The 19,535-nt window shown below is 73.9% G+C and carries 14 protein-coding genes, 1 pseudogene and 1 riboswitch; of the genes and pseudogenes, 11 read left to right on the top strand and 4 right to left on the bottom strand.

Annotated elements, in window-relative coordinates:
- Positions 1-23: 23 nt before the first annotated feature.
- Positions 24-159: riboswitch (SAM riboswitch) on the top strand.
- A gap of 8 nt (positions 160-167) precedes the next feature.
- From thrC to paaN, 3 genes are all read left to right on the top strand, one after another.
- On the top strand, positions 168-1,454 hold the full coding sequence (thrC, locus tag B5D80_RS08225; RefSeq protein WP_088643191.1) for a threonine synthase: 1,287 nt from the start codon (positions 168-170) through the stop codon (positions 1,452-1,454).
- A gap of 387 nt (positions 1,455-1,841) precedes the next feature.
- A complete protein-coding gene (locus B5D80_RS08220) occupies positions 1,842-2,879 on the top strand; it encodes a GNAT family N-acetyltransferase (protein ID WP_088643190.1) in 1,038 nt (345 codons plus the stop codon).
- A 52-nt stretch (positions 2,880-2,931) separates the two neighbouring features.
- Positions 2,932-4,605 carry a phenylacetic acid degradation protein PaaN gene (paaN, locus tag B5D80_RS08215; RefSeq protein WP_211291429.1) on the top strand — a complete coding sequence of 558 codons (1,674 nt, stop codon included), beginning with the start codon at positions 2,932-2,934 and terminating at the stop codon, positions 4,603-4,605.
- A 103-nt stretch (positions 4,606-4,708) separates the two neighbouring features.
- Here paaN and B5D80_RS08210 read toward each other — a convergent pair whose 3' ends face one another.
- Positions 4,709-5,239, bottom strand: coding sequence for a GNAT family N-acetyltransferase (locus tag B5D80_RS08210; RefSeq protein WP_088643188.1), 531 nt, complete (start codon positions 5,237-5,239; stop codon positions 4,709-4,711).
- A gap of 223 nt (positions 5,240-5,462) precedes the next feature.
- On the opposite strand from B5D80_RS08210, the gene B5D80_RS08205 reads away from it, so the two are divergent.
- From B5D80_RS08205 to groL, 3 genes are all read left to right on the top strand, one after another.
- Positions 5,463-5,666, top strand: a complete 204-nt coding sequence (locus tag B5D80_RS08205) for a cold-shock protein (RefSeq protein WP_067305333.1) — start codon at positions 5,463-5,465, stop codon at positions 5,664-5,666.
- Positions 5,667-5,766: 100 nt separating this feature from the next.
- Positions 5,767-6,864 (top strand): hypothetical protein, encoded by a 1,098-nt coding sequence (locus B5D80_RS08200; RefSeq protein ID WP_088643187.1) that lies wholly within the window; start codon positions 5,767-5,769, stop codon positions 6,862-6,864.
- 279 nt (positions 6,865-7,143) lie between these two features.
- Complete coding sequence (gene groL, locus B5D80_RS08195) at positions 7,144-8,766, top strand: chaperonin GroEL (protein WP_088643186.1); 1,623 nt, start codon at positions 7,144-7,146, stop codon at positions 8,764-8,766.
- Positions 8,767-8,862: 96 nt separating this feature from the next.
- Here groL and B5D80_RS08190 read toward each other — a convergent pair whose 3' ends face one another.
- Entirely contained in the window at positions 8,863-11,415 is a 2,553-nt protein-coding gene (locus tag B5D80_RS08190; RefSeq protein ID WP_088643185.1) for a S8 family serine peptidase, read from the bottom strand.
- 458 nt (positions 11,416-11,873) lie between these two features.
- Here B5D80_RS08190 and B5D80_RS08185 point away from each other — a divergent pair, with 458 nt between their 5' ends.
- Both B5D80_RS08185 and B5D80_RS08180 read left to right on the top strand, forming a co-directional pair.
- Positions 11,874-13,715, top strand: a complete 1,842-nt coding sequence (locus B5D80_RS08185) for a glycerol-3-phosphate dehydrogenase/oxidase (protein ID WP_425437177.1) — start codon at positions 11,874-11,876, stop codon at positions 13,713-13,715.
- Positions 13,716-13,799: 84 nt separating this feature from the next.
- Positions 13,800-14,294 carry a hypothetical protein gene (locus B5D80_RS08180; protein WP_245854336.1) on the top strand — a complete coding sequence of 165 codons (495 nt, stop codon included), beginning with the start codon at positions 13,800-13,802 and terminating at the stop codon, positions 14,292-14,294.
- Positions 14,295-14,309: 15 nt separating this feature from the next.
- Here the strand turns inward: B5D80_RS08180 and B5D80_RS08175 are convergent, their stop codons facing one another.
- On the bottom strand, positions 14,310-15,710 hold the full coding sequence (locus B5D80_RS08175) for an FAD-binding oxidoreductase (protein ID WP_088643182.1): 1,401 nt from the start codon (positions 15,708-15,710) through the stop codon (positions 14,310-14,312).
- A gap of 35 nt (positions 15,711-15,745) precedes the next feature.
- On the opposite strand from B5D80_RS08175, the gene B5D80_RS08170 reads away from it, so the two are divergent.
- Positions 15,746-16,018 (top strand): DUF4031 domain-containing protein, encoded by a 273-nt coding sequence (locus B5D80_RS08170; protein WP_088643181.1) that lies wholly within the window; start codon positions 15,746-15,748, stop codon positions 16,016-16,018.
- Positions 16,019-16,031: 13 nt separating this feature from the next.
- On the opposite strand, the gene B5D80_RS08165 is transcribed toward B5D80_RS08170, so the two are convergent.
- Positions 16,032-16,667, bottom strand: coding sequence for an HD domain-containing protein (locus B5D80_RS08165; RefSeq protein ID WP_088643180.1), 636 nt, complete (start codon positions 16,665-16,667; stop codon positions 16,032-16,034).
- A 58-nt stretch (positions 16,668-16,725) separates the two neighbouring features.
- On the opposite strand from B5D80_RS08165, the gene B5D80_RS08160 reads away from it, so the two are divergent.
- Positions 16,726-17,985, top strand: a complete 1,260-nt coding sequence (locus B5D80_RS08160) for an FUSC family protein (protein WP_425437179.1) — start codon at positions 16,726-16,728, stop codon at positions 17,983-17,985.
- A gap of 51 nt (positions 17,986-18,036) precedes the next feature.
- Positions 18,037-19,519: pseudogene (locus B5D80_RS08155) on the top strand (PrsW family intramembrane metalloprotease); the annotation flags it as partial.
- Positions 19,520-19,535: the final 16 nt, after the last annotated feature.

Here is a 19,535-nt window from a genome sequence, read left to right as displayed (position 1 = left end):
TAGACTCGGTCCCACAACTGCATACCTCATCCAGAGGGGCTGAGGGATACGGCCCGACGACGCCCCGGCAACCACCCCGCGCGCTCATCGCTGAGCGTCCGGCGGGGCAGGTGCCAATTCCGTCCCCGCCGCAGGGTGCGATGCGGGGAAAGATGAGAGGAATCGACATGACGTCGACGCTCGCCGCCCCCGGTATCGACACCGCCGCCAGCCCCGCCCGCGCCCTGGTCTGCCGCGCCTGCTCCGCCCGCTACCCGCTCGCCGCGCAGCACGCCTGTTACGAGTGTTTCGGCCCGCTGGAGGTCGACTACGACACCGCCGCGCTGGCCCGCGTCACCCGCGAGCAGATCGAGGCCGGCCCGCAGAACATCTGGCGGTACGCCGCCCTCCTGCCCGCCGGCCAGGACCCGGCCACCCGGGTCACCCTGGACCCGGGGCTGACCCCGCTGGTGGCGGCCCCCAACCTTGCCGCCGAGCTGGGCATCAGCGCGCCGCTGTGGGTCAAGGACGACAGCGCCAACCCGACCCACTCGTTCAAGGACCGGGTGGTCTCGGTGGCGCTCACCGCCGCGAAGGCGCTCGGCTTCGAGCGGTTCGCCTGCGCCTCGACCGGCAACCTGGCCAACTCGGTGGCCGCCCACGCGGCCCGCGCCGGCGCACCCTCGGTGGTCTTCATCCCGGGCGACCTGGAGCAGGGCAAGGTGATCACCACCGCCGTCTACGGCGGCGACCTGGTCGCCATCGACGGCTCGTACGACGACGTGAACCGGCTCTGCGGCGAGCTGGTGGAGACCGACGAGTTCGAGGACACCGCCTTCGTCAACGTCAACGTCCGGCCCTACTACGCCGAGGGCTCCAAGACCCTCGGGTACGAGGTGGCCGAGCAGCTCGGCTGGCGGATCCCGGCCCAGGTGGTCATCCCGATGGCCTCCGGCGAACTGCTCACCAAGATCGACAAGGCGTTCACCGAACTGGTCGAGATCGGCCTGGTCGAGGCCCCGGCCGGGGGCTGGCGGGTGTTCGGCGCCCAGTCGGCCGGCTGCAACCCGATCGCCGCCGCCCTGCACGCCGACACCGACACCATCACCCCGGTCCGGCCGACCGGCATCGCCAAGTCCCTCAACATCGGCGACCCCGCCGCCGGCCTGTACGCCCTGGAGGCGGTGCGGCGTACCGGCGGCTGGATGGAGTACGTCGACGACGACGAGATCCGCGCCGGCATCCGGCTGCTGGCCCGTACCACAGGCGTCTTCGCCGAGACGGCCGGCGGGGTGACCGTGGCGGTGCTGCGCAAGCTGGTCGAGTCCGGCCGGCTCGACCCGGCCGCCGAGACGGTCGTCTTCAACACCGGCGAGGGCCTGAAGACCATCGACGCGGTCGCCGGTCAGGTGGGCCCCACCCACCGGATCAAGCCGTCCCTGCGGGCGGCCCGCGACGCCGGTCTCCTCTCCTGACTCCCTGCGCGCCACCCACTGCCCGCCGCGCGTCGTGCCCCGCCGCCGCCCCGATGATCGACTCGTCGGGGCGCGCGTTGCGGTGTCTGCGCGGCGGGACACCGCCTCTTCGGCCCCGTTGTGTCGACCACGGCGCAGGGCGGTCCGAGTGGATCTCTGAGTGACCGGGTTTTCGCGGTGGGTGGTGAAAAGCCGTCGGGAAGGACTTGACGGCAGGAACCGGACGGCGGAAGATGCTCCGTGCGGGAGGGCTTTCGCCGGAGACTTTTTAAGTTCTTACGACCCAACGCCGGAGGCGTTGTGCGAACGTCCCTCCCGACCAACGTGAACCGGGGGCCAGCGGAAATCCGCTGGCCCCCGGTGTCGTCCACGGGAAAGACTCGCGGCGTGGCCCTGGACATCGCGACGATCGACCCGACCGATCAGCCCACCCTCGACGCCGCCTACCGGATCGCGGCCACGGTCGAGGCGAGGGAATCCCCCGACCTCCCGCCGCTGTGCCGGCGACGGTTCGAGGCGCCGCTGCGGCACCCGATGCCCGGCATCGACACCAGGTGGTCGGTGGCCCGGCTCGACGGGGTGCCCGTCGGCTGGTTCCGGGTCAACCTGCACCTGCTGGACAACACCGAGAACGCCAGCATCGAGCTGGCGGTGGACCCGGCGTACCGGCGGCGCGGGGTGGGGCGGGCGTTGTTCGCCCACGCCCGAAGGCTGCTCCGGGAGGCCGGCTGCAAACGGGTGGTCGGCTCCGCCGTGACCCCGCTGCCGGACGAGCCGGCCGGGGCGACGCCGGTGGGGCGGGAGTTCCCCGGGGCCGCCTTCGCGGCGGCGCTCGGCGCCCGGCCGGCGCTCGTCGACGTCCGTCGCCGGCTCGACGTCACCGCGCTCGACCGGGACCGGCTGGCGGCGCTGCGGGCCGGGGCGCGGTCGGCCGCCGCCGGGTACCGCACGGTCCGCTGGCACGGCCACCCGCCGGCGGAGCACCTCGCCGACCTCGCCTACCTGGAGGGCCGGCTGCTTGCCGACGCGCCGCTGGGCGACCTGGAGTGGGAACCCGAGCGGATGGACGCCGAGCGCATCCAGGGCATGGAGCGGGCGCTGGACGCGCGGGGCGTCCGCCGGTACAGCGTCGCCGCCGTGCACGGGGAGTCCGGCCGGCTGGTCGCGTGGAGCGTGCTCAGCCTGGCCGCGAACACCACCCGGCACGCCTGGCAGCAGATCACCATCGTCGACCCGGCCCACCGGGGGCGCCGGCTCGGCCTGCTCTGCAAGGCCGAGAACCTCGAACACACCCTGACGTACGAGCCGGAGCTGAACGCGGTCGACACCTACAACGCGGCGGCGAACAGCCACATGATCGCGATCAACGAGCAGCTCGGGTTCCGGCCGGTGGCCGGGTCCACGGAGTGGCAGTCGACCATCTGATCTGTGACACGCCCCTACTGATCTGGCCGCCATCTGTTGCATGATGGCGGGCATGACGGAGACCCCGCACCCGCTGTACGACAGGCACGCCGACACCCTCCACCGGGCGCTGACCGCGATCACCGAGCGGGGGTACTGGTCCGCGTATCCCGAATCCCCCAGCCCCTGGGTGTACGGCGAGACCGCCGCCGCCGACGGCAAGGCCGCCTTCGAGGCGTACCTCGGTGGTGACTTCCCCCTCGACCAGCCGGGCGCGGCCGACCGGGTCGCCACCGAGACGAGCCCGTTCGGGGTGGCCCTGGACGTGCGCTACCCGCACCCGGGCGCGGACGAGGTGGTCGCCGCCGCCTCCGCCGCCCTGCCGGCCTGGCGCGACGCCGGCCCGCAGACCCGGGTGGGGGTGTGCCTGGAGATCCTCGCCCGGCTGCACCGGCACATCTTCGAGCTGGCCAACGCGGTGCAGTTCACCAGCGGGCAGGCGTTCGTGATGGCGTTCCAGGCCGGCGGCGCGCACGCGCTGGACCGGGCGCTGGAGGCGATCGCCTACGCGTACGCCGAGATGACCCGGCACCCGGGGACGGCCGGCTGGGAGAAGGCCGCCGGCAAGGGCGACCCGCTGCGGATGACCAAGACGTTCCACGTCGTGCCGCGCGGGGTGGCCCTGGTGATCGGCTGCAACACCTTCCCGACCTGGAACTCGTACCCCGGGCTGTTCGCCTCGCTGGTGACCGGCAATCCGGTGGTGGTCAAGCCGCACCCCCGCGCGGTGCTGCCCCTGGCCATCACCGTGCGGTACGCCCGGGAGGTGCTCGCCGAGGCCGGCTTCGACCCCGACCTGGTGCTGCTCGCCCCCGAGGCCCCCGGCGAGAAGCTGGCCTCGACCCTGGCCCTGCACCCCGCCGTGAAGATCGTCGACTTCACCGGTTCCACCGGGTACGGCGACTGGCTGGAGGCCAACGCCCGGCAGGCGACGGTGTACACCGAGAAGGCCGGCCTGAACACCGTCGTGATCGACTCCACCGACGACTTCGCCGGGATGTGCCGCAACCTCGGTTTCACGCTGACCCTCTACAGCGGGCAGATGTGCACCACCTCGCAGAACATCCTGATCCCCGCCGCCGGCATCGACACCGACCAGGGGCACAAGAGCTTCGACGAGGTGGCCGCCGGTATCGCCGCCGCCGTCGGCAAGCTCACCGCCGACCCGGCCCGGGCGGTGGAGCTGACCGGGGCGATCGTCAACGACGGGGTGCTGGAACGCCTCGACGAGGTCACCAAGGTCGGCGAGGCGGTGCTGGAGTCGCGTACCGTCACGCACCCGGCGCTGCCCGACGCGGTGGTCCGGACGCCGACCATCGTCAAGCTCGCCGCCACCGACACCGAGGTCTACGGCCGGGAGTGGTTCGGGCCGATCTCGTTCGTCATCGCCACCGACTCGACCGCGCACGGCCTGGAGATCCTCCGCTCCACGGTGGGGGAGTGCGGCGCGCTGACCGCCGCCGTCTACTCCACCGACGAGGCGGTGCTGGACGCCGCCGAGGCCGCCGCGATCGACGCCGGCGTGCACCTGTCGGCCAACCTGACCGGCGGGGTCTTCGTGAACCAGTCCGCCGCCTTCTCGGACTTCCACGGCAGCGGCGCGAACCCGGCCGCCAACGCCGCCCTGACCGACGGCGCCTACGTGGCCAACCGCTTCCGCATCATCCAGTCCCGCCGCCCCGCCTGACCCTCCCCACCCTCCCTCGCCCCGCCCGGCTCTCGCCCCGGTGATCAAGAGGTTCGCGTCAGATCCGGCTCTCCGGTCGACCTGAACCTCTTGATCACCGGGGTCAGGCGGGGCGGCGCATCTGGAGTTCGTTGAGGGCGGGGATCTTGGGGTGCGGGACGCGTACCCCGGTGTCGGTGAAGCCCAGGCGGTGGTAGGCCCGGCAGGCCCGGTCGTTGCCGACCACCACCTCCAGCATGAGCTGCGGTCGGCCGCAGGCGCGCGACCAGGCGGCGACCTCGTCGATCAGCGCGCCGAGCAGGCCGCTGCCCCGCCACGAGGGGGTCACGTAGACCGCGTAGACCACGGTCAGGTCCGGCTCGTCGGGGGAGACGGTGCCGCCCGCGTGCCCGACCAGCCGGCCGCCCGGGTCGGCCACGAACTGGGCGGTGTGACACCCCTGGGACACGTACGCGATCCGGGCCGCGTAGTCGGCGTGCGGCCGGGCGGCGGCCTCGGCGACGGTCTCCAGGAAGGCCAGCGGCGCGTCCGCGAGCATCTCCAGCCGCAGCGCCCGCATCCGGGCCGCGTCCTGCGGACGCACCCGGTGCACGGGCACCGTGCGGGTCGCCGGTGGGGCCGGGGCAGAGGTCATGGAGGCATGCATACCGCAGAGACGTTCACCGATGGGTGACCGGGTCGATACCCGTCTGATTTGACCCTATTTGTGGTCGTGCGCTGTCGTCACTCCTCGTGTAGCGTGCGATTTCGGTCACCGATTCAGCGGCCCTCACCGACCGCCGGAACGGTGGCTCTCCGCTGTCGGCCCGCCGGCAATCCGGAGTTGGGGAACGCCGCGCAGAGTGAGGAAGTGCACCGTGGCACAGGGCACCGTCAAGTGGTTCAACTCCGAAAAGGGCTACGGCTTCATCGCCGTCGACGGCGGGCAGGACGTCTTCGTCCACTTCTCCGCCATCGAGATGGACGGCTACAAGGCGCTCGACGACGGTCAGCGGGTGGAGTTCGAGATCGCCCAGGGCCAGAAGGGCCCGCAGGCCGAACGGGTCCGCGTCATCGCCTGACCTCCTCGCCGGTCCCGTCCCGCCCCGGTGACGGCTGGCGGCAGCGGCCGGTGCCGGGAAAGATCGTGAACCGTCCAGGCGTCCCCGCTGAGGAGGGTTCATGTCCGACCAGTCGCCTTCGGGTCCGCCCGACCCCGCTGCCGGGTCCCCGGGTGGCCCGTGGGGGCAGCCGCCCTGGGGCACGCCCGCCGGTCAGCAGCCGTGGGGCGCCCCGTCCGGGCAACCCGGCTGGGGCCAGCCCGGGGCCTGGCCGCCGGGCTGGAGCTATCCGGCTCCCGGTGGCCCGTACCCGGGCTACCCGCCGGGTGCCGGTGGCGGCTTCCCGCCGGGCGGGGGTCATCCGCCGTTCGCCGGGCCCGGTCCCTGGGGTCCGGAGGACCCGCTGGTCAACCCCCCGTACGCCGGCCTGGAGGGGTGGTTCAGCCGGTGCACCGGCGCGGTACGGCGTAGCTGGCGGCCCCTGCTGCCGCTGATGCTGCTCACCCAGGTCGTGCCGGCGGTGGCGGTGTCCCTGCTCTCGCTCGGCATGGGACCCGACGCCACCGTGCTGCCCGCCGACGGCTCGCTCCCCGAGGGGTACCTCAGCGACCTGGTGATCTACGGCGTCTCGGTGTTCCTGGTCGCGCTGGCGCTCGGGGTGGTGCAGGGCATCGGCTGGGCCGGCGGGACCTGGGTGGTCACCCGGCAGGCCGCCGGTCAGCCCGCCGACCTGCCCGGCGCGCTGCGTTACGGCGCGCGCCGCTGCCTCGGCCTGTGGGGCTGGATGCTGGTGCTGGGCGTGCTCATCGGGGTCGGATTCTGCCTCTGCCTGCTGCCCGGCATCTACCTGGCCTTCGCCCTCGCCCTGGCCGGCCCGGTCTACCTGTTCGAGGGGCAGAACCCGGTCGGCCGCTCGTTCCGCATGTTCCACGACCGGCTGGGCATGGTGCTCGGCCGGGTGGCGCTCGTCGCCCTGGCGGTGTTCCTCGGCAGCGTGCTCGGCAGCGTGGTGGAGTCGGTCGGCACCGTGCCGTTCGGCACCGACCCGTTCACCGCGCCGGGCACCGCCGTCGGCGCGGTGGCGGTGATCCTGGTCAGCGCGGTGCTGGTCCTCCCGGTCTACCTGGTGCAGCTGGTCGGGCTCGTCGTGACGTACGCCGAGCAGCGGGCGCAGGAGGGGCCGGTGAACGTCACCCGACTGGTGGCGGAACTCGGCTGACCGGCCCCATCGTGCTTGCACTCGGCAGGGGAGAGTGCTAAACAAGTCATTGGCACTCGCATACGATGAGTGCCAATGGTCGGGGCGGTAGGGCCACGGTCACACCGGCGTCTCGATGGCGTCGGGGTGGCACATGGCCGGTCGTCGCGGGCTGTCCGGCCCGACCGAGGAGGACGTCGTCGTCGCCAGGTGGCGACGTCCCCAAGGTGCGTACACCAGGCGGCCCGTCCGGGGCACAACACCCGGGTGGCCCGTGAGTGTCCAGGAGGACAACGCCGTATGGCCAAGATGATCGCGTTCGACGAAGAGGCTCGCCGCGGCCTCGAGCGGGGCATGAACCAGCTCGCCGACGCCGTGAAGGTGACCCTCGGCCCCAAGGGCCGCAACGTGGTGCTCGAGAAGAAGTGGGGTGCCCCCACCATCACCAACGATGGTGTGAGCATCGCCAAGGAGATCGAGCTCGAGGACCCGTACGAGAAGATCGGCGCCGAGCTGGTCAAGGAGGTCGCCAAGAAGACCGACGACGTCGCCGGTGACGGCACGACGACGGCGACCGTCCTGGCCCAGGCCCTGGTGCGCGAGGGTCTGCGCAACGTGGCCGCCGGTGCCAACCCGATGGCCCTGAAGCGGGGCATCGAGGCCGCCGTGGCCAGCGTCTCGGAGGAGCTGTCCAAGCTCGCCAAGGACGTCGAGACCAAGGAGCAGATCGCCTCCACCGCCTCCATCTCCGCCGGTGACAGCACCGTCGGTGAGATCATCGCCGAGGCGATGGACAAGGTCGGCAAGGAAGGCGTCATCACCGTCGAGGAGAGCAACACCTTCGGGCTGGAGCTGGAGCTCACCGAGGGCATGCGCTTCGACAAGGGCTACATCTCCGCGTACTTCATGACCGACCCGGAGCGTATGGAGGCCGTCTTCGACGACCCGTACCTCCTGATCGTCAACAGCAAGATCTCCTCGGTGAAGGACCTCCTCCCGATCCTGGAGAAGGTCATGCAGTCGGGCAAGCCGCTGCTGATCATCGCCGAGGACATCGAGGGCGAGGCCCTGGCGACCCTGGTCGTCAACAAGGTCCGGGGCACCTTCAAGTCGGTCGCCGTCAAGGCGCCGGGCTTCGGTGACCGCCGCAAGGCCATGCTCGCCGACATCGCCATCCTCACCGGTGGCCAGGTCATCAGCGAGGAGGTCGGCCTCAAGCTCGACGCCGTCGGCCTCGACATGCTGGGCCGCGCCCGCAAGGTCGTGGTGACCAAGGACGAGACCACCATCGTCGACGGTGCCGGCGACGCCGACCAGATCCAGGGCCGGGTCAACCAGATCCGGGCCGAGATCGACAAGAGCGACTCCGACTACGACCGCGAGAAGCTGCAGGAGCGGCTGGCCAAGCTGGCCGGCGGCGTCGCGGTGATCAAGGTCGGCGCGGCCACCGAGGTCGAGCTGAAGGAGCGCAAGCACCGCATCGAGGACGCCGTCCGCAACGCGAAGGCCGCTGTCGAGGAGGGCATCGTCCCGGGTGGTGGCGTCGCGCTGGTGCAGGCCGGCAAGACCGCCTTCGACAAGCTGGACCTGACCGGCGACGAGGCCACCGGCGCGCAGATCGTCAAGATCGCGCTGGACGCCCCGCTGCGGCAGATCGCCGTCAACGCCGGCCTGGAGGGTGGCGTGGTCGTCGAGCGCGTCCGCAACCTGGACGCCGGGCACGGCCTCAACGCCGCCAGCGGTGAGTACGTCGACCTGCTGGCCGCGGGCATCATCGACCCGGCCAAGGTGACCCGGTCGGCGCTGCAGAACGCCTCGTCGATCGCGGCGCTCTTCCTCACCACCGAGGCCGTCGTGGCGGACAAGCCGGAGAAGACCCCGGCCGCCCCGGCTGGCCCGGGTGGCGGGGACATGGACTTCTGAGTCCAGCTCCAACACCGGACGGGGCGGGCCGCGCGAGCGGTCCGCCCCGTTCCGTGTCCGTAACCCGCACCCACCCGGGAGAGGCCGGTGCAGCGGTCAGCGGCGGGCGGCCCGCACCGCCGCGTACGCGTCGACCAGCCCGGCCCCGCTCGACGCCGTCACCGGGCCGCAACTGAGGTCGGCGGGCCCGGCCGGCTGCGCGGTGTCCCGCAGGATGCTCCGGGTCCGGGCCAGATCGCCGACCAGCGCCGGGTTCGCCGACCACATCAGCGCCACCACGCCCGCCACCTGCGGGGTGGCCATCGAGGTGCCGTCCAGCGTGGCGTAACCGCCGCCGGGCATCGCCGACCTGATCCCCTCCCCCGGGGCGACCAGATCCGGCTTGACCACCCCGCCCGCGACGGGACCCCGGCTGGAGAACTCGGCGACCACCCGGTCCCGGTTCACCGCCCCCACCGTCAGCACGTCCGCGTACGGGGCCGGCGGGTCGACGATCGACCGGCAGTCCGGGCCGGTGTTCCCGGCCGCCGCCACCACCAGGATGCCCGCCGCCTCCAGGGCGGCGGTCGCCGGACGCAACGCCCCCGGATCACAGCCCTCCACCGGGGGACACCCCCACGAGTTGGTCAGCACGTCCGGGGCACGCGCCGGGCGTCCGTCGGTGAACGGGTCACCGCCGGCCGGGAACGGGGCGAGCATGAACTGGAGACAGTCCAGGTAGTGCGCCGGGCTGCCCAGGTTGCGATCGAGGTTGACGCAGCCCACCCACTGCGCGCCGGGAGCCACCCCGATGCCGTCCCGTCCCACGGCGCTACCCGCGGTGTGGGTGCCGTGGCCGCCGGAGTCGGCGGGGGAGCGGGTGTGGTTCCACGGGTCGTACCAGGAGTCGTCGCCGCCCCGGAAGCCGGCGGCCAGCGCCGGATGGGTGCCGTCGACCCCGGAGTCCGAACTGCCGACCACCACCCCGGAACCGGTGACGGACAACTCCGACCAGACCCGGTCGGCCCCGATCATCCGCAGGTTCCACTCCGGCCCGGTCGGCGCGGGCTGGTCGCCCCGGCTGACCGGGGCCGGTGCGGGCAACGGGCGGAGCCGCTGGCTGACCAGCACCCGGGCCACCTCGGGCCGGCCGGAGAGCCAGGCCCGCACCGCCGGCCCGCCGTCGGTCTCGATCGCGTTGACCAGGTAGTACGGCGTCGGGTCGAGGCCCAGCCGGGTCAGGTCCCGGCGCAGCCCGCCCTGGGTGCGTTCGGCGGTGGCGACGAGCCTGCGGTAGACCTCGGCGGTCCGCGCCTCCCGGCCCGCCCGACCTGGCGTACCGGCGGGGATGCCGGAGAGGTCGGCCTGCTCGCGGAGCACCACCAGCAGCCGCTCGCCGTACAGGCCGGGCTGGCCGGCGGCCACGTCGACCACCCCGACGGTGAGCAGCAGGACGGCCGCGCCCGACGCGGCGACCAGCCGGCGCGGCGCGCGCCCGCGTGGCCGGGCGAGCAGCACCCCGTACCCGATGGCCAGCAGGACCGCGACGGCGAACCCGACGCCCGAGGCGACCGCGACCCAGTACGGGACGTCGCGGGTGGTGGCCAGCAGGACCGAGATCTCCTCCGGGTCGGTGAGCGCCAGCGGGCCGAACACCGCCAGGCCGACCAGCCAGCGCACCGGCGCGGCACCGGCGGGCCGGCCGGCCCGCCGGGCCGCCACCTGGCACGCGCCCAGCGCGAACCCGACGGGCGGGACGAAGAGCAGCGCGGGAAGCTGGACGCCGGAGTGGCCGGTGCCCGCGACGACCAGCAGCAGGACCACCCCGGCGACCAGGCCGCCGACCAGCACGGTACGGGCGGACCGGGGCGGCCCGTCGCCGGTGAAGGGGGCCCAGAACCGGTCGTCGAGCAGCGCCCCGGCCAGCAGGCCGACCGCCGTCGCGGCGAGCGCGGCGAGCACCGTCTCCAGCAGGCCGCCCAGCGCGCCGAACCGTACCCACGGCAGCAGCAGCGCGAGGCCGGCGGCGATCGCCAGCAGGGTGACCGCCTGCGGCCGGCCGGCCCCACCACCCGGTCCGCGACCGTGGTCGGCCTGCTGGCTGCTCCGCCGGCCCTGGTCGGCGGGCGTGGCGGGCCCGTGCGTGGGGTCGATGCCGCCGGGGACGGTGGTCGGGGCGGGCATGGCGGTGGTCGGCTGAGCCGGGGCGGGCGTGGCGGCGGCCGGCCGGGCCGGGCCGGGCAGCCGGGTGGCCAGCAGCGCGAGCAGCGTCGCCGTTCCGGCCAGCGCGGCCAGGTACGCCTCGTGGTGGACCTGGGGCAGCGCCCGTAGCGACCCGAGGGCGACCAGGGCGAGCGCGGCGGCGAGCCAGGCCCGGCCGGTGACCCGGACCCGGGGGGAGCGGGGGAGCAGGGCCAGCAGCAGCGCGGGCAGACCGACCAGCAGGGCGGTGGCCAGGCTGAGTGCGGGCCAGAGCCAGGCCTGCCGGTCCCAGCCCGCGGCCACCTGCAACTGCTCGACCGACCAGCCGACCGCCTGGAGCAGCACGGCGAGGGTGACCGTCCAGCCGCCGGCGAGGGCGGCGGCCACCACCGGCCACGGGCTCGGCGGACGGGCGGCGGCGCTCGGCGGGAAGCCGTATCCCGGTGGAGGGGGTGTGTCGGCCAGCATCCGGAAACAGTACGACGCGTCCCTGCCGCTACGACCCGGCCCGGGAGCCACCGCCGCGCGGCGCGTCGCCACTCAGCGCCTCCCGCTGCCCCGAGCGCCCGACTGTGCTCACGGAGAGTCACTCCTGTCGCAGTTGTCCACTCCCTCTCCCGGGCCCTTTGCTCTGCTGCCCTGATAGCGACGCGTACCAAGGGTGACTGTCGCGTGCAGAGCAGCAGAGCAAAGGGGCCGGAGGTGGGAAATGGGGGCCGGTGGGGGTTGGGGAGAAATGGCTGCTCCAGCGATTCGACTGCGGGCAGTTGGGGTAGGGAGGGCAACGCGGCAGCCGCGAGCCTGGTGACGGAAAGTAGCTATCGCCTCAACAGGTCATGCTCACGCGTTGTCACCGGTCGGGCGGTGGGGAATCCGGCCGGTTCCGGGCCTGCTGCGGGTGGGGCCGGGCGGGTTACGGTGGACGGGTGCGTGACCCCAATGTGACCCGATCCGCCGCCGGTCAACTCTCCCCGCAGCGCCGCGCCGCGGACCTGCGCCGGCTCCGGGCCGAACGGTTCGACGTGCTGGTCATCGGAGGTGGGGCGACCGGGGCCGGTGCCGCGCTCGACGCCGCCTCCCGGGGGCTCAAGGTCGCCCTGGTCGAGGCCCGCGACTTCGCCGCCGGCACCTCCAGCCGGTCCAGCAAACTGATCCACGGCGGCCTGCGCTACCTGGAGCAGTTGGAGTTCCACCTGGTCCACGAGGCGCTGACCGAGCGCGGGCTGCTCGCCACCCGGCTCGCCCCGCACCTGGTCCGGCCGGTTCCGTTCCTGATCCCGCTCCCCGCCGGGCGGGGGCTGCGCGACCTGCCGGCCCGGCTGTTCCGCCGTTCCTACTACGGTGCCGGGGTCGCCGCCTACGACGCCTTCGCCGGGCTGTTCGGCACCGGCCGGGGGATGCCGCTGCACCGGCACCTGACCCGGGAGGGCGCCCGCCGGGTCTTCCCCAGCCTGCGGGCCGACGCGTTGGCCGGGGCCATCCGCTACTACGACGGGCAGGTCGACGACGCCCGGCTGGTGGTGACCCTCGCCCGCACGGCCGCCAGCCTCGGCGCGACCGTGGTCAGCAGCGCCCGTGCCGTCGGGCTGGTGCGGCAGGCCCGGGAGGTCACCGGGGTCCGGGTCCGCGACCTGGAGGCGCCCCCCGGCTCCCCGGACGCCGAGTTCGAGGTACGCGCCCGCACCGTCATCGCCGCCACCGGCGTGTGGAGCGACGACATGTCCCGGATGCTCAACGACGTCGGGCTGCGCCCCGGCATCCGGGTCCGGGCGTCCAAGGGGGTGCACCTGGTGGTGCCCCGCTCGGCGATCACCGGCGAGACCGGGCTGATCGTGCGCACCGCCACCAGTGTGCTCTTCGTCATCCCCTGGGGCGGGCACTGGATCATCGGCACCACCGACACCGACTGGCGGCTCGACCGCTCCCACCCGGCCGCCTCCGCCCGCGACATCCAGTACCTGCTCGACCAGGTCAACCTGGTGCTGGACCGGCCGCTGTCCAGCGCCGACATCGAGGGCGTCTACGCCGGGCTGCGTCCGCTGCTCGCCGGCGAGGCCGACTCCACCTCCAAGCTCTCCCGGGAACACGCCGTCTTCGAGCCGATGCTCGGTCTGCTGCTGGTGGCCGGCGGTAAGTACACGACCTACCGGGTGATGGCCGCCGACGTCGTCGACCGGGCCGCCCACCGGCTCGGCGGCGTACGCCCGTCGCGCACCGCCGACCTGCCGCTGCTGGGTGCCGACGGGTACGCCGCGATGTGGCGGGACCGGGCCGACCTGGCCCGCCGGCACGGGGTGCCCGTCGGGGTGGTCGAACACCTGCTGGAGCGGTACGGCACGCTCACCCTGGCGGTGCTGGCGCTGATCGCCGCCGACCCGCTGCTCGCCTCACCGCTGGCCGGTGCACCCGAGTACCTGGCCGCCGAGGTGACCTACGCCACCCGCTCCGAGGGGGCGCTGCACCTGGAGGACGTGCTGACCCGGCGTACCCGGATCTCCTTCGAGACGGCCCACCGGGGCCTCGACTCGGCCGGGCACACGGCGGAGCTGATGGGTGCGGTGCTCGGCTGGGACGCGGCCACCCGGGAACGGGAGATCGCGCACTACCGGGCCCGGGTCGAGGCCGAGCGGGAGTCGCAGCTCATGCCGGACGACGCGACCGCCGACGCGGCCCGCCTCGGTGTCCCCGACGTCCGGGGTTTCGCCGCCGACCGGGGCGTCGACGGTGTCGGGGACGGCCCGCTGCACCTGCCGACGTCGTCGCGCTGACCAGCCCCGGGACCGGTTCCACCAGGCGGCGCGGGGCCGGTCGGCCGGTTCCGGACGGCACCGGGGTGGGATAGGTTCCGGCGCGTGGTTCCCCCTCAGTGGTCACGCGCGTTCCTCGTCCCCGCCGTCATGACGGTCACCCTGACCGGCTGCGCGATGGCCGACCGGGAGGACGGGTCCACAGCGGAGGGCCGCGGCGGGACGACGGCACCGGGGGCTAACCGGGTCAGCCTGATGCAGAAACTCGGCGAGGACGGTCCACTGCGCTCGCTGACCGTCGAGCCGGACGGCCGGTGGGAGTGCGACGACTGCGCCGGCGACGGGGTCACCTCGGCCGGCTCCCTGGACCCCGAACAGGTGCAGCGGTTGCAGCGGCTGCTGGCCGACCCACGGCTGCCCCGGGAGACCGACCAGGCCCGCCGGTACCGCGCGAGCTGCATCGACGCGTTGACGTCCAGCCTGCTCACCACGGCCGGCCTGATCACCTCGCAGGACTGCCCGGGTGAGGAACGCCCGGCGGTGGCCGGCGAGATCCTGCTCCTGCTCACCCAGGCCACCCCGGCCGAACCGACCCGCTGAGCCGACCAGGCCCGCTCAGAGCACCTTGCCCGGGTTGAACAGCCCCGCCGGGTCGAGCGCCGCCTTGATCGCCTGGTGCACCCGGACGCCGACCGGGCCGATCTCCCGGGCCAGCCAGTCCCGCTTGAGCAGCCCGACGCCGTGCTCGCCGGTGCAGGTGCCACCGAGTTCCAGCCCGAGCCGGATGATCTCGTCGAAGGCCCGCCGGCCCCGCTCCAGGCTCGCCGGGTCGGCCCGGTCCACCACGATGTTCGGGTGCAGGTTGCCGTCACCGGCGTGACCGACCACCCCGATCGGCACCCCGCACTCGGTGGCGATCCGGGCCACCCCGTCCAGCAGCGTGGCGAGCGCCCCCCGGGGCACCGCCACGTCGTCGATGATCAGGCCCCCGTTGCCGCCCGGGTAGGTGTCGACGGCGAACTTCTCCATCGCCGGGTGGGCCAGCCGGCGGGCCTGGAGCAGTGCCGCCGCCTCCACCGCGTCGGTCGCCGCGTAGACCTCCTGCGCGCCGGCCGCCGTGCAGACCTCGGCGATCCGGGCCAGGTCGTCCGCCGCCCGGGGGCCGGTGTCGGCGGCGGCCAGCAGCAGCGCCTGCGCGTCGGTCCGCAACCCCATCGGCCGGTACGCCTCGATCGCCAGCAGGTGCGTCCGGTCCAGCAACTCCAGCAGGCTCGGGGTGAGCCCCTGCGCGGCGATCCCGGCGACCGCCGTACCCGCCCCGCCGGTCGAGCCGAAGACCGCCACCATGGTCAGCGACTCCTCCGGGGCGGGCCGCAGCGCCACGGTGACCTCGGTGATCACGCCGAGGGTGCCCTCCGCGCCGACGAAGAGCCGGGTCAGGTCGTACCCGGCCACGCCCTTGGCGGTACGCCGGCCGGTGCGCAGCACCTCACCGGAGGCGAGCACCACCTCCAGCCCGAGGACGTACTCGGTGGTCACCCCGTACTTGACGCAGCACATGCCACCGGCGTTGGTGGAGACGTTGCCGCCGATGGTGGAGGACTCCCAGGAACCCGGGTCGGGCGGGTAGTACAGGCCCTGCTCCCGGACGGCGCGGGCCAGCGTGGCGTTCACCACGCCGGGCTGCACCACGGCGATCCGGGCCACCGGGTCGATCTCCCGGATCGCGGTCATCGCGACGGTGCTCACCACCACCGCGCCGTCCACCGCGTTCGCCGCGCCGGCCAGGCCGGTCCGCGCCCCCTGCGGCACCACGGGTACGCCGTGCCGGGCCGCCGCCCGGACCACCGCCACCACCTGTGCCGTGTCCCGGGGGCGGACGACCACCAGCGGCGTGCCGGCGGCGCAGAGGTCCGCCTCGTCGCGCCGGTGCAGCCGGAGCAGGTCCGGATCGGTGAGGACGGCCTCGTCGCCGAGAGCCGCCCGCAGGTCGTCGAGGAGGGGGGAGCCAGCCATGCGGCCGAGGCTAACCGGCGGCTAGATTGGCCGCCATGCTGTACCTGGACCGGCCCGCCTGGCCGTGGCGCGGTCGGCTCTGGTCGCACCTGATCAGCGACGTCTCCCCGGCCGAGCTGCACGTGTTCGCCGAGACGCTGGGGGTGCCCCGGCGCGGGTTCGACCGGGACCACTACGACATCCCCGCCGACCGGTTCGCCGTGGCGGTGTGGCTCGGTGCCCGGGTGGTGCCCAGCCGGGAGATCGTCCGCCTGCTGTACGCCTCCGGCCTGCGCCGCCCCAAACACCTCAACCCGGGGCACCGCTGACGTCGGCGGCGGGTCAGCGCAGGGCGGCCAGCTCGCGGCGGAGGTTGGCGCGGGCGGGTGCCTCCCACCGGGCGGCCAGCGGGGGCAGCCGGAACAGGGCGGGCAGGGCGAGCAGCCCGTCGAGGACCCGCGCCCGGCCGGTACGGAAGTCCGCCTCGGGCACGTGCGCGTACTCGGCGCGGATGGCGGCGGCGTACCCGTCGTACACCTCGGGGGGTGTGGCCAGGACGGCCAGGTCGGCGTCGCAGAGCAGCGCGCCGTCGCGGTCGCCCGGGGTGACCCGGTGCCCGGCGGTGAGCAGCACCAGCCGGCGGACCTCGGCCACCGTGGCGGCCGGCACCCCCAGGCCGGTGAGCAGGGTGCCGGCCAGTTCCGCGCTGGCCCGTTCGTTGGCGTCGGCGGCGGCGCGCGGGTCGTAGACGGCGTCGTGCGTCCAGGCGGCGAGCGCGACCCGTTCCGGCCGGTCGGCCAGGTCGGCGTGCCGGTCGACCAGGTCCAGCACCGCCCGTAGGTGGTGCGTCGTGTGGTAGCGCCGGTGCGGCTCCCGCCAGCGGGCCAGCAGACCGGCCCCGGCGGCGGTGACCGCCGGCCCGTCGGCGGCCCCGGCGGTGAGCGCCGTCGCCACCCACCTGTCGATCAGCTCGGTCACCCGGACGATTGTGCCGCAGGGATGAACCGGTGTGGCGTGGGTAGTCCCCGCCATGGCGCTGGCCCGGGACCGACGACCGTCGCTGCTGCATCGGGCCGGGCTGCGTGACGCCGGCGACGACGTCGACAGCGCGCGGATCGCCGAGGCGGTGGCCTACCTGCGCCACCGGGGCCGGGCCACCCTGCGCGACCGGCTGCACCAGGTGCACCTGGCGTCGGGCCTGGCCGTGCAGGCGGGGCTGGCCGCCGCGCTGGCCTGGATCGTGTCGCACCACCTGCTGGGCAACCCGCAACCGGTCTTCGCGCCGATCTCGGCGGTCGGCACCCTGGCCGCCTCGGTCGGCCAGCGGCTGCGCCGGACAGTGGAGCTGATCGTCGGGGTGGCGGTCGGGGTGTTCCTCGGTGACGTGCTGATCTACTTCCTCGGCACCGGGGGTTGGCAGCTCGGGTTGGTGGTGACCGCGGCCATCCTGCTCACCACCTTCTTCGGGGCCAGCGTCGCGGTGGTGATCCAGGCCGCCGCGACCGCCGTGCTGATCGTCACGCTGAGCCCGTCCACCGAGGATCTGGAGCTGCCCCGGTTCGTCGACGCGTTCGTCGGCGGCGGCATCGCGTTGCTGGTGACCGCGATCCTGCTGCCGCTCAACCCGCTCCGGGTGATCAACCGGGCGGCCCGGCCGGCGCTGGACCTGCTCGCCGACCAGCTCGACGTCTGCGCCCAGGCGCTGCGCGACCGGGACCGGGGGGCCGCCCAGCGGGCGCTGGACCGGCTCCGCGAGAACAAGGAGGAGCTGGCCACCTTCACCGAGGCCATCGAGGGGGCGAAGGAGACCAGCACGCTCTCCCCGGCCCGCTGGCACCGGCGCAACGAACTGACCCACTACGCCGAGGCGGCCGACCCGATCGACCGGGCGATGCGCAACAGCGGCACCCTGATCCGCCGGTCGGTCACCATGATCGAGGACGACGAGCCGGTGCCCGACCCGATGCCGGACGCGGTGATCCACCTGGCCGAGTCGGTCCGCCTGCTGCGGCACGAGTTCGCCGTCGGTGACGAGCCGGAGCGGGCCAGGGAACGGTCGCTGCGCGCGGTCAGCGAGGCCGGTCGGGCGTACGACCAGGGGGTCGGGTTCTCCGGCAGCGTGGTGATCGCCCAGGTGCGTACCACCGCCAGTGACCTGCTCGTCGCCTCGGGCATCGAGCAGGAGGACGCCAACCGGCTGATCCGGCAGGCGTTCGGCGACAAGGACAAACCGGGCGGCGGCCCGGCCGAGCAGCACGCCGCCCCGAAACCCCCGACCGCACCGCCGCTGGGCTGACCCGGCCGTGGACCGGGCCGGCCCGACCGGTCCACCGCGCACCGGGAGAGCCCGGCCGAACGGGCCGGGGATGACTACGCTGATCCACATGGCCGACACCCCGCCCGGCGGGCCCCCGCTGACGCCCGCGCCCGCCGTACCGTCGCCGGACGCCGCCGCGCCCCGGATGCCGCTGCGCCGGCTCGGCTGGCGGCGGGTCCTGGTGCTGGCCGGGGTGGTGCTGCTGATCGCGGCCTGCGCGGTCTACATGCTCTACACGCTCGGCTCCAACCTGGGTCTGGACGCGCTGCTGGTCGGGGTGACCGCGGCGATCCTGCCGGTGCCGGTCCTGGTGGCCTGCTTCCTCTGGCTCGACCGGTACGAACCCGAACCGCTGAAATACCTGGTCTTCTGCTTCGCCTGGGGCGCGTTCGTCTCGACCGCCGCGTCGCTGACCGTCAACAACAGCTTCGCCGCGCTGTTCAAGGACTGGGGGCTGTCGTCGTCGCTGACCGGGGTGCTGGTGGCCCCGTTCATCGAGGAGCTGACCAAGGCGCTCGGCCCGATCCTGCTGCTGATCTTCCGGCGCAGGGAGTGGTCCGGGATCACCGACGGCCTGGTCTACTGCGGGCTGTCCGCCGTCGGGTTCGCCATGGTGGAGAACATCCTCTACCTGGGCGGCCTCGGGTACGCCTCGGGCGTCGACCAGTGGGGTCCGGCCACCGGCGTGCGCAACGTCATCGTCATCTTCATCTCGCGGATCCTCTTCTTCGGCTTCGCCCACCCGCTGTTCACCTCGATGACCGGGGTGGGGCTGGGCATCGCCGCCCGCACCGCCGACCGGCGGGTACGGGTGCTCGCCCCGGTCGCCGGCCTGCTGCTGGCGATGATGCTGCACGGCACCTGGAACCTGATCCCGACGCTGGTCCAGGCCACCGGCCAGGCGGTGATCTTCTTCTACGGGATGGTCGCGGTGATGGTGCCGATCTTCTTCGGCATGGTCGGCTTCGCCGTCTGGCTGCGCGCCTGGGAGGGGCGGCTCACCGAGCGGACCCTGCCCGACTACGTGCGGGCTGGCTGGTTGAGCCCGCCCGAGGTGGCCGCCCTGGGCAGCCTGGGCCGCCGGCACGCCGCCCGGACCTGGGCGCGGCGGGTCGGCGGGGACGCCGGGCTGCGCGCGATGCGCGGTTACCAGTTCGCCGCGACCCGGCTGGCGCTGCTGCGTGACGGGATGCGGCGTGGCCTGGACCGTAAGCCGGCGGAGCGGGAGAACACCCTGCGGGAGGAACGGCAGCTGCTGGAGACGATCGCGGCATACCGGTCGTTCTTCGTCGGCCGGGACCCGCAGACGCCGGTGGGGGTCTGGGACGGGCAGCGCTACCACCTGCGGTTCCCCGACGGCACGCAGCGGGTCGTCGACGCCCCGGACTCGCCGGTGGTGCCGATCCCGGTGGTGCTGGCCCCGCCGCCGCCCCCGGCCTACCCGGCCGGTTACGGCCCACCCGGCTGGTACGGCCCCCGCCCGGCCGCCCCCTGGCCGCCCGGCGGGCGCTGACCGGCCCGGCCCCTGG

It is taken from the genome of Micromonospora wenchangensis (assembly GCF_002210435.1).
Taxonomy (GTDB): Bacteria; Actinomycetota; Actinomycetes; order Mycobacteriales; family Micromonosporaceae; genus Micromonospora; species Micromonospora wenchangensis.
Note: the sequence above shows the minus strand (reverse complement) of the source record. Positions and strands in the feature narration are given on the sequence as shown.

Coding starts and splice junctions, on each gene's coding strand:
- groL (WP_088643186.1), top strand. CDS start 7,144: ATGGCCAAGATGATCGCGTTCGACGAAGAGGCTCGCCGCGGCCTCGAG.
- thrC (WP_088643191.1), top strand. CDS start 168: ATGACGTCGACGCTCGCCGCCCCCGGTATCGACACCGCCGCCAGCCCC.
- B5D80_RS08170 (WP_088643181.1), top strand. CDS start 15,746: ATGCTGTACCTGGACCGGCCCGCCTGGCCGTGGCGCGGTCGGCTCTGG.
- B5D80_RS08175 (WP_088643182.1), bottom strand. CDS start 15,710: ATGGCTGGCTCCCCCCTCCTCGACGACCTGCGGGCGGCTCTCGGCGAC.
- B5D80_RS08210 (WP_088643188.1), bottom strand. CDS start 5,239: ATGACCTCTGCCCCGGCCCCACCGGCGACCCGCACGGTGCCCGTGCAC.
- paaN (WP_211291429.1), top strand. CDS start 2,932: ATGACGGAGACCCCGCACCCGCTGTACGACAGGCACGCCGACACCCTC.
- B5D80_RS08190 (WP_088643185.1), bottom strand. CDS start 11,415: ATGCTGGCCGACACACCCCCTCCACCGGGATACGGCTTCCCGCCGAGC.
- B5D80_RS08200 (WP_088643187.1), top strand. CDS start 5,767: ATGTCCGACCAGTCGCCTTCGGGTCCGCCCGACCCCGCTGCCGGGTCC.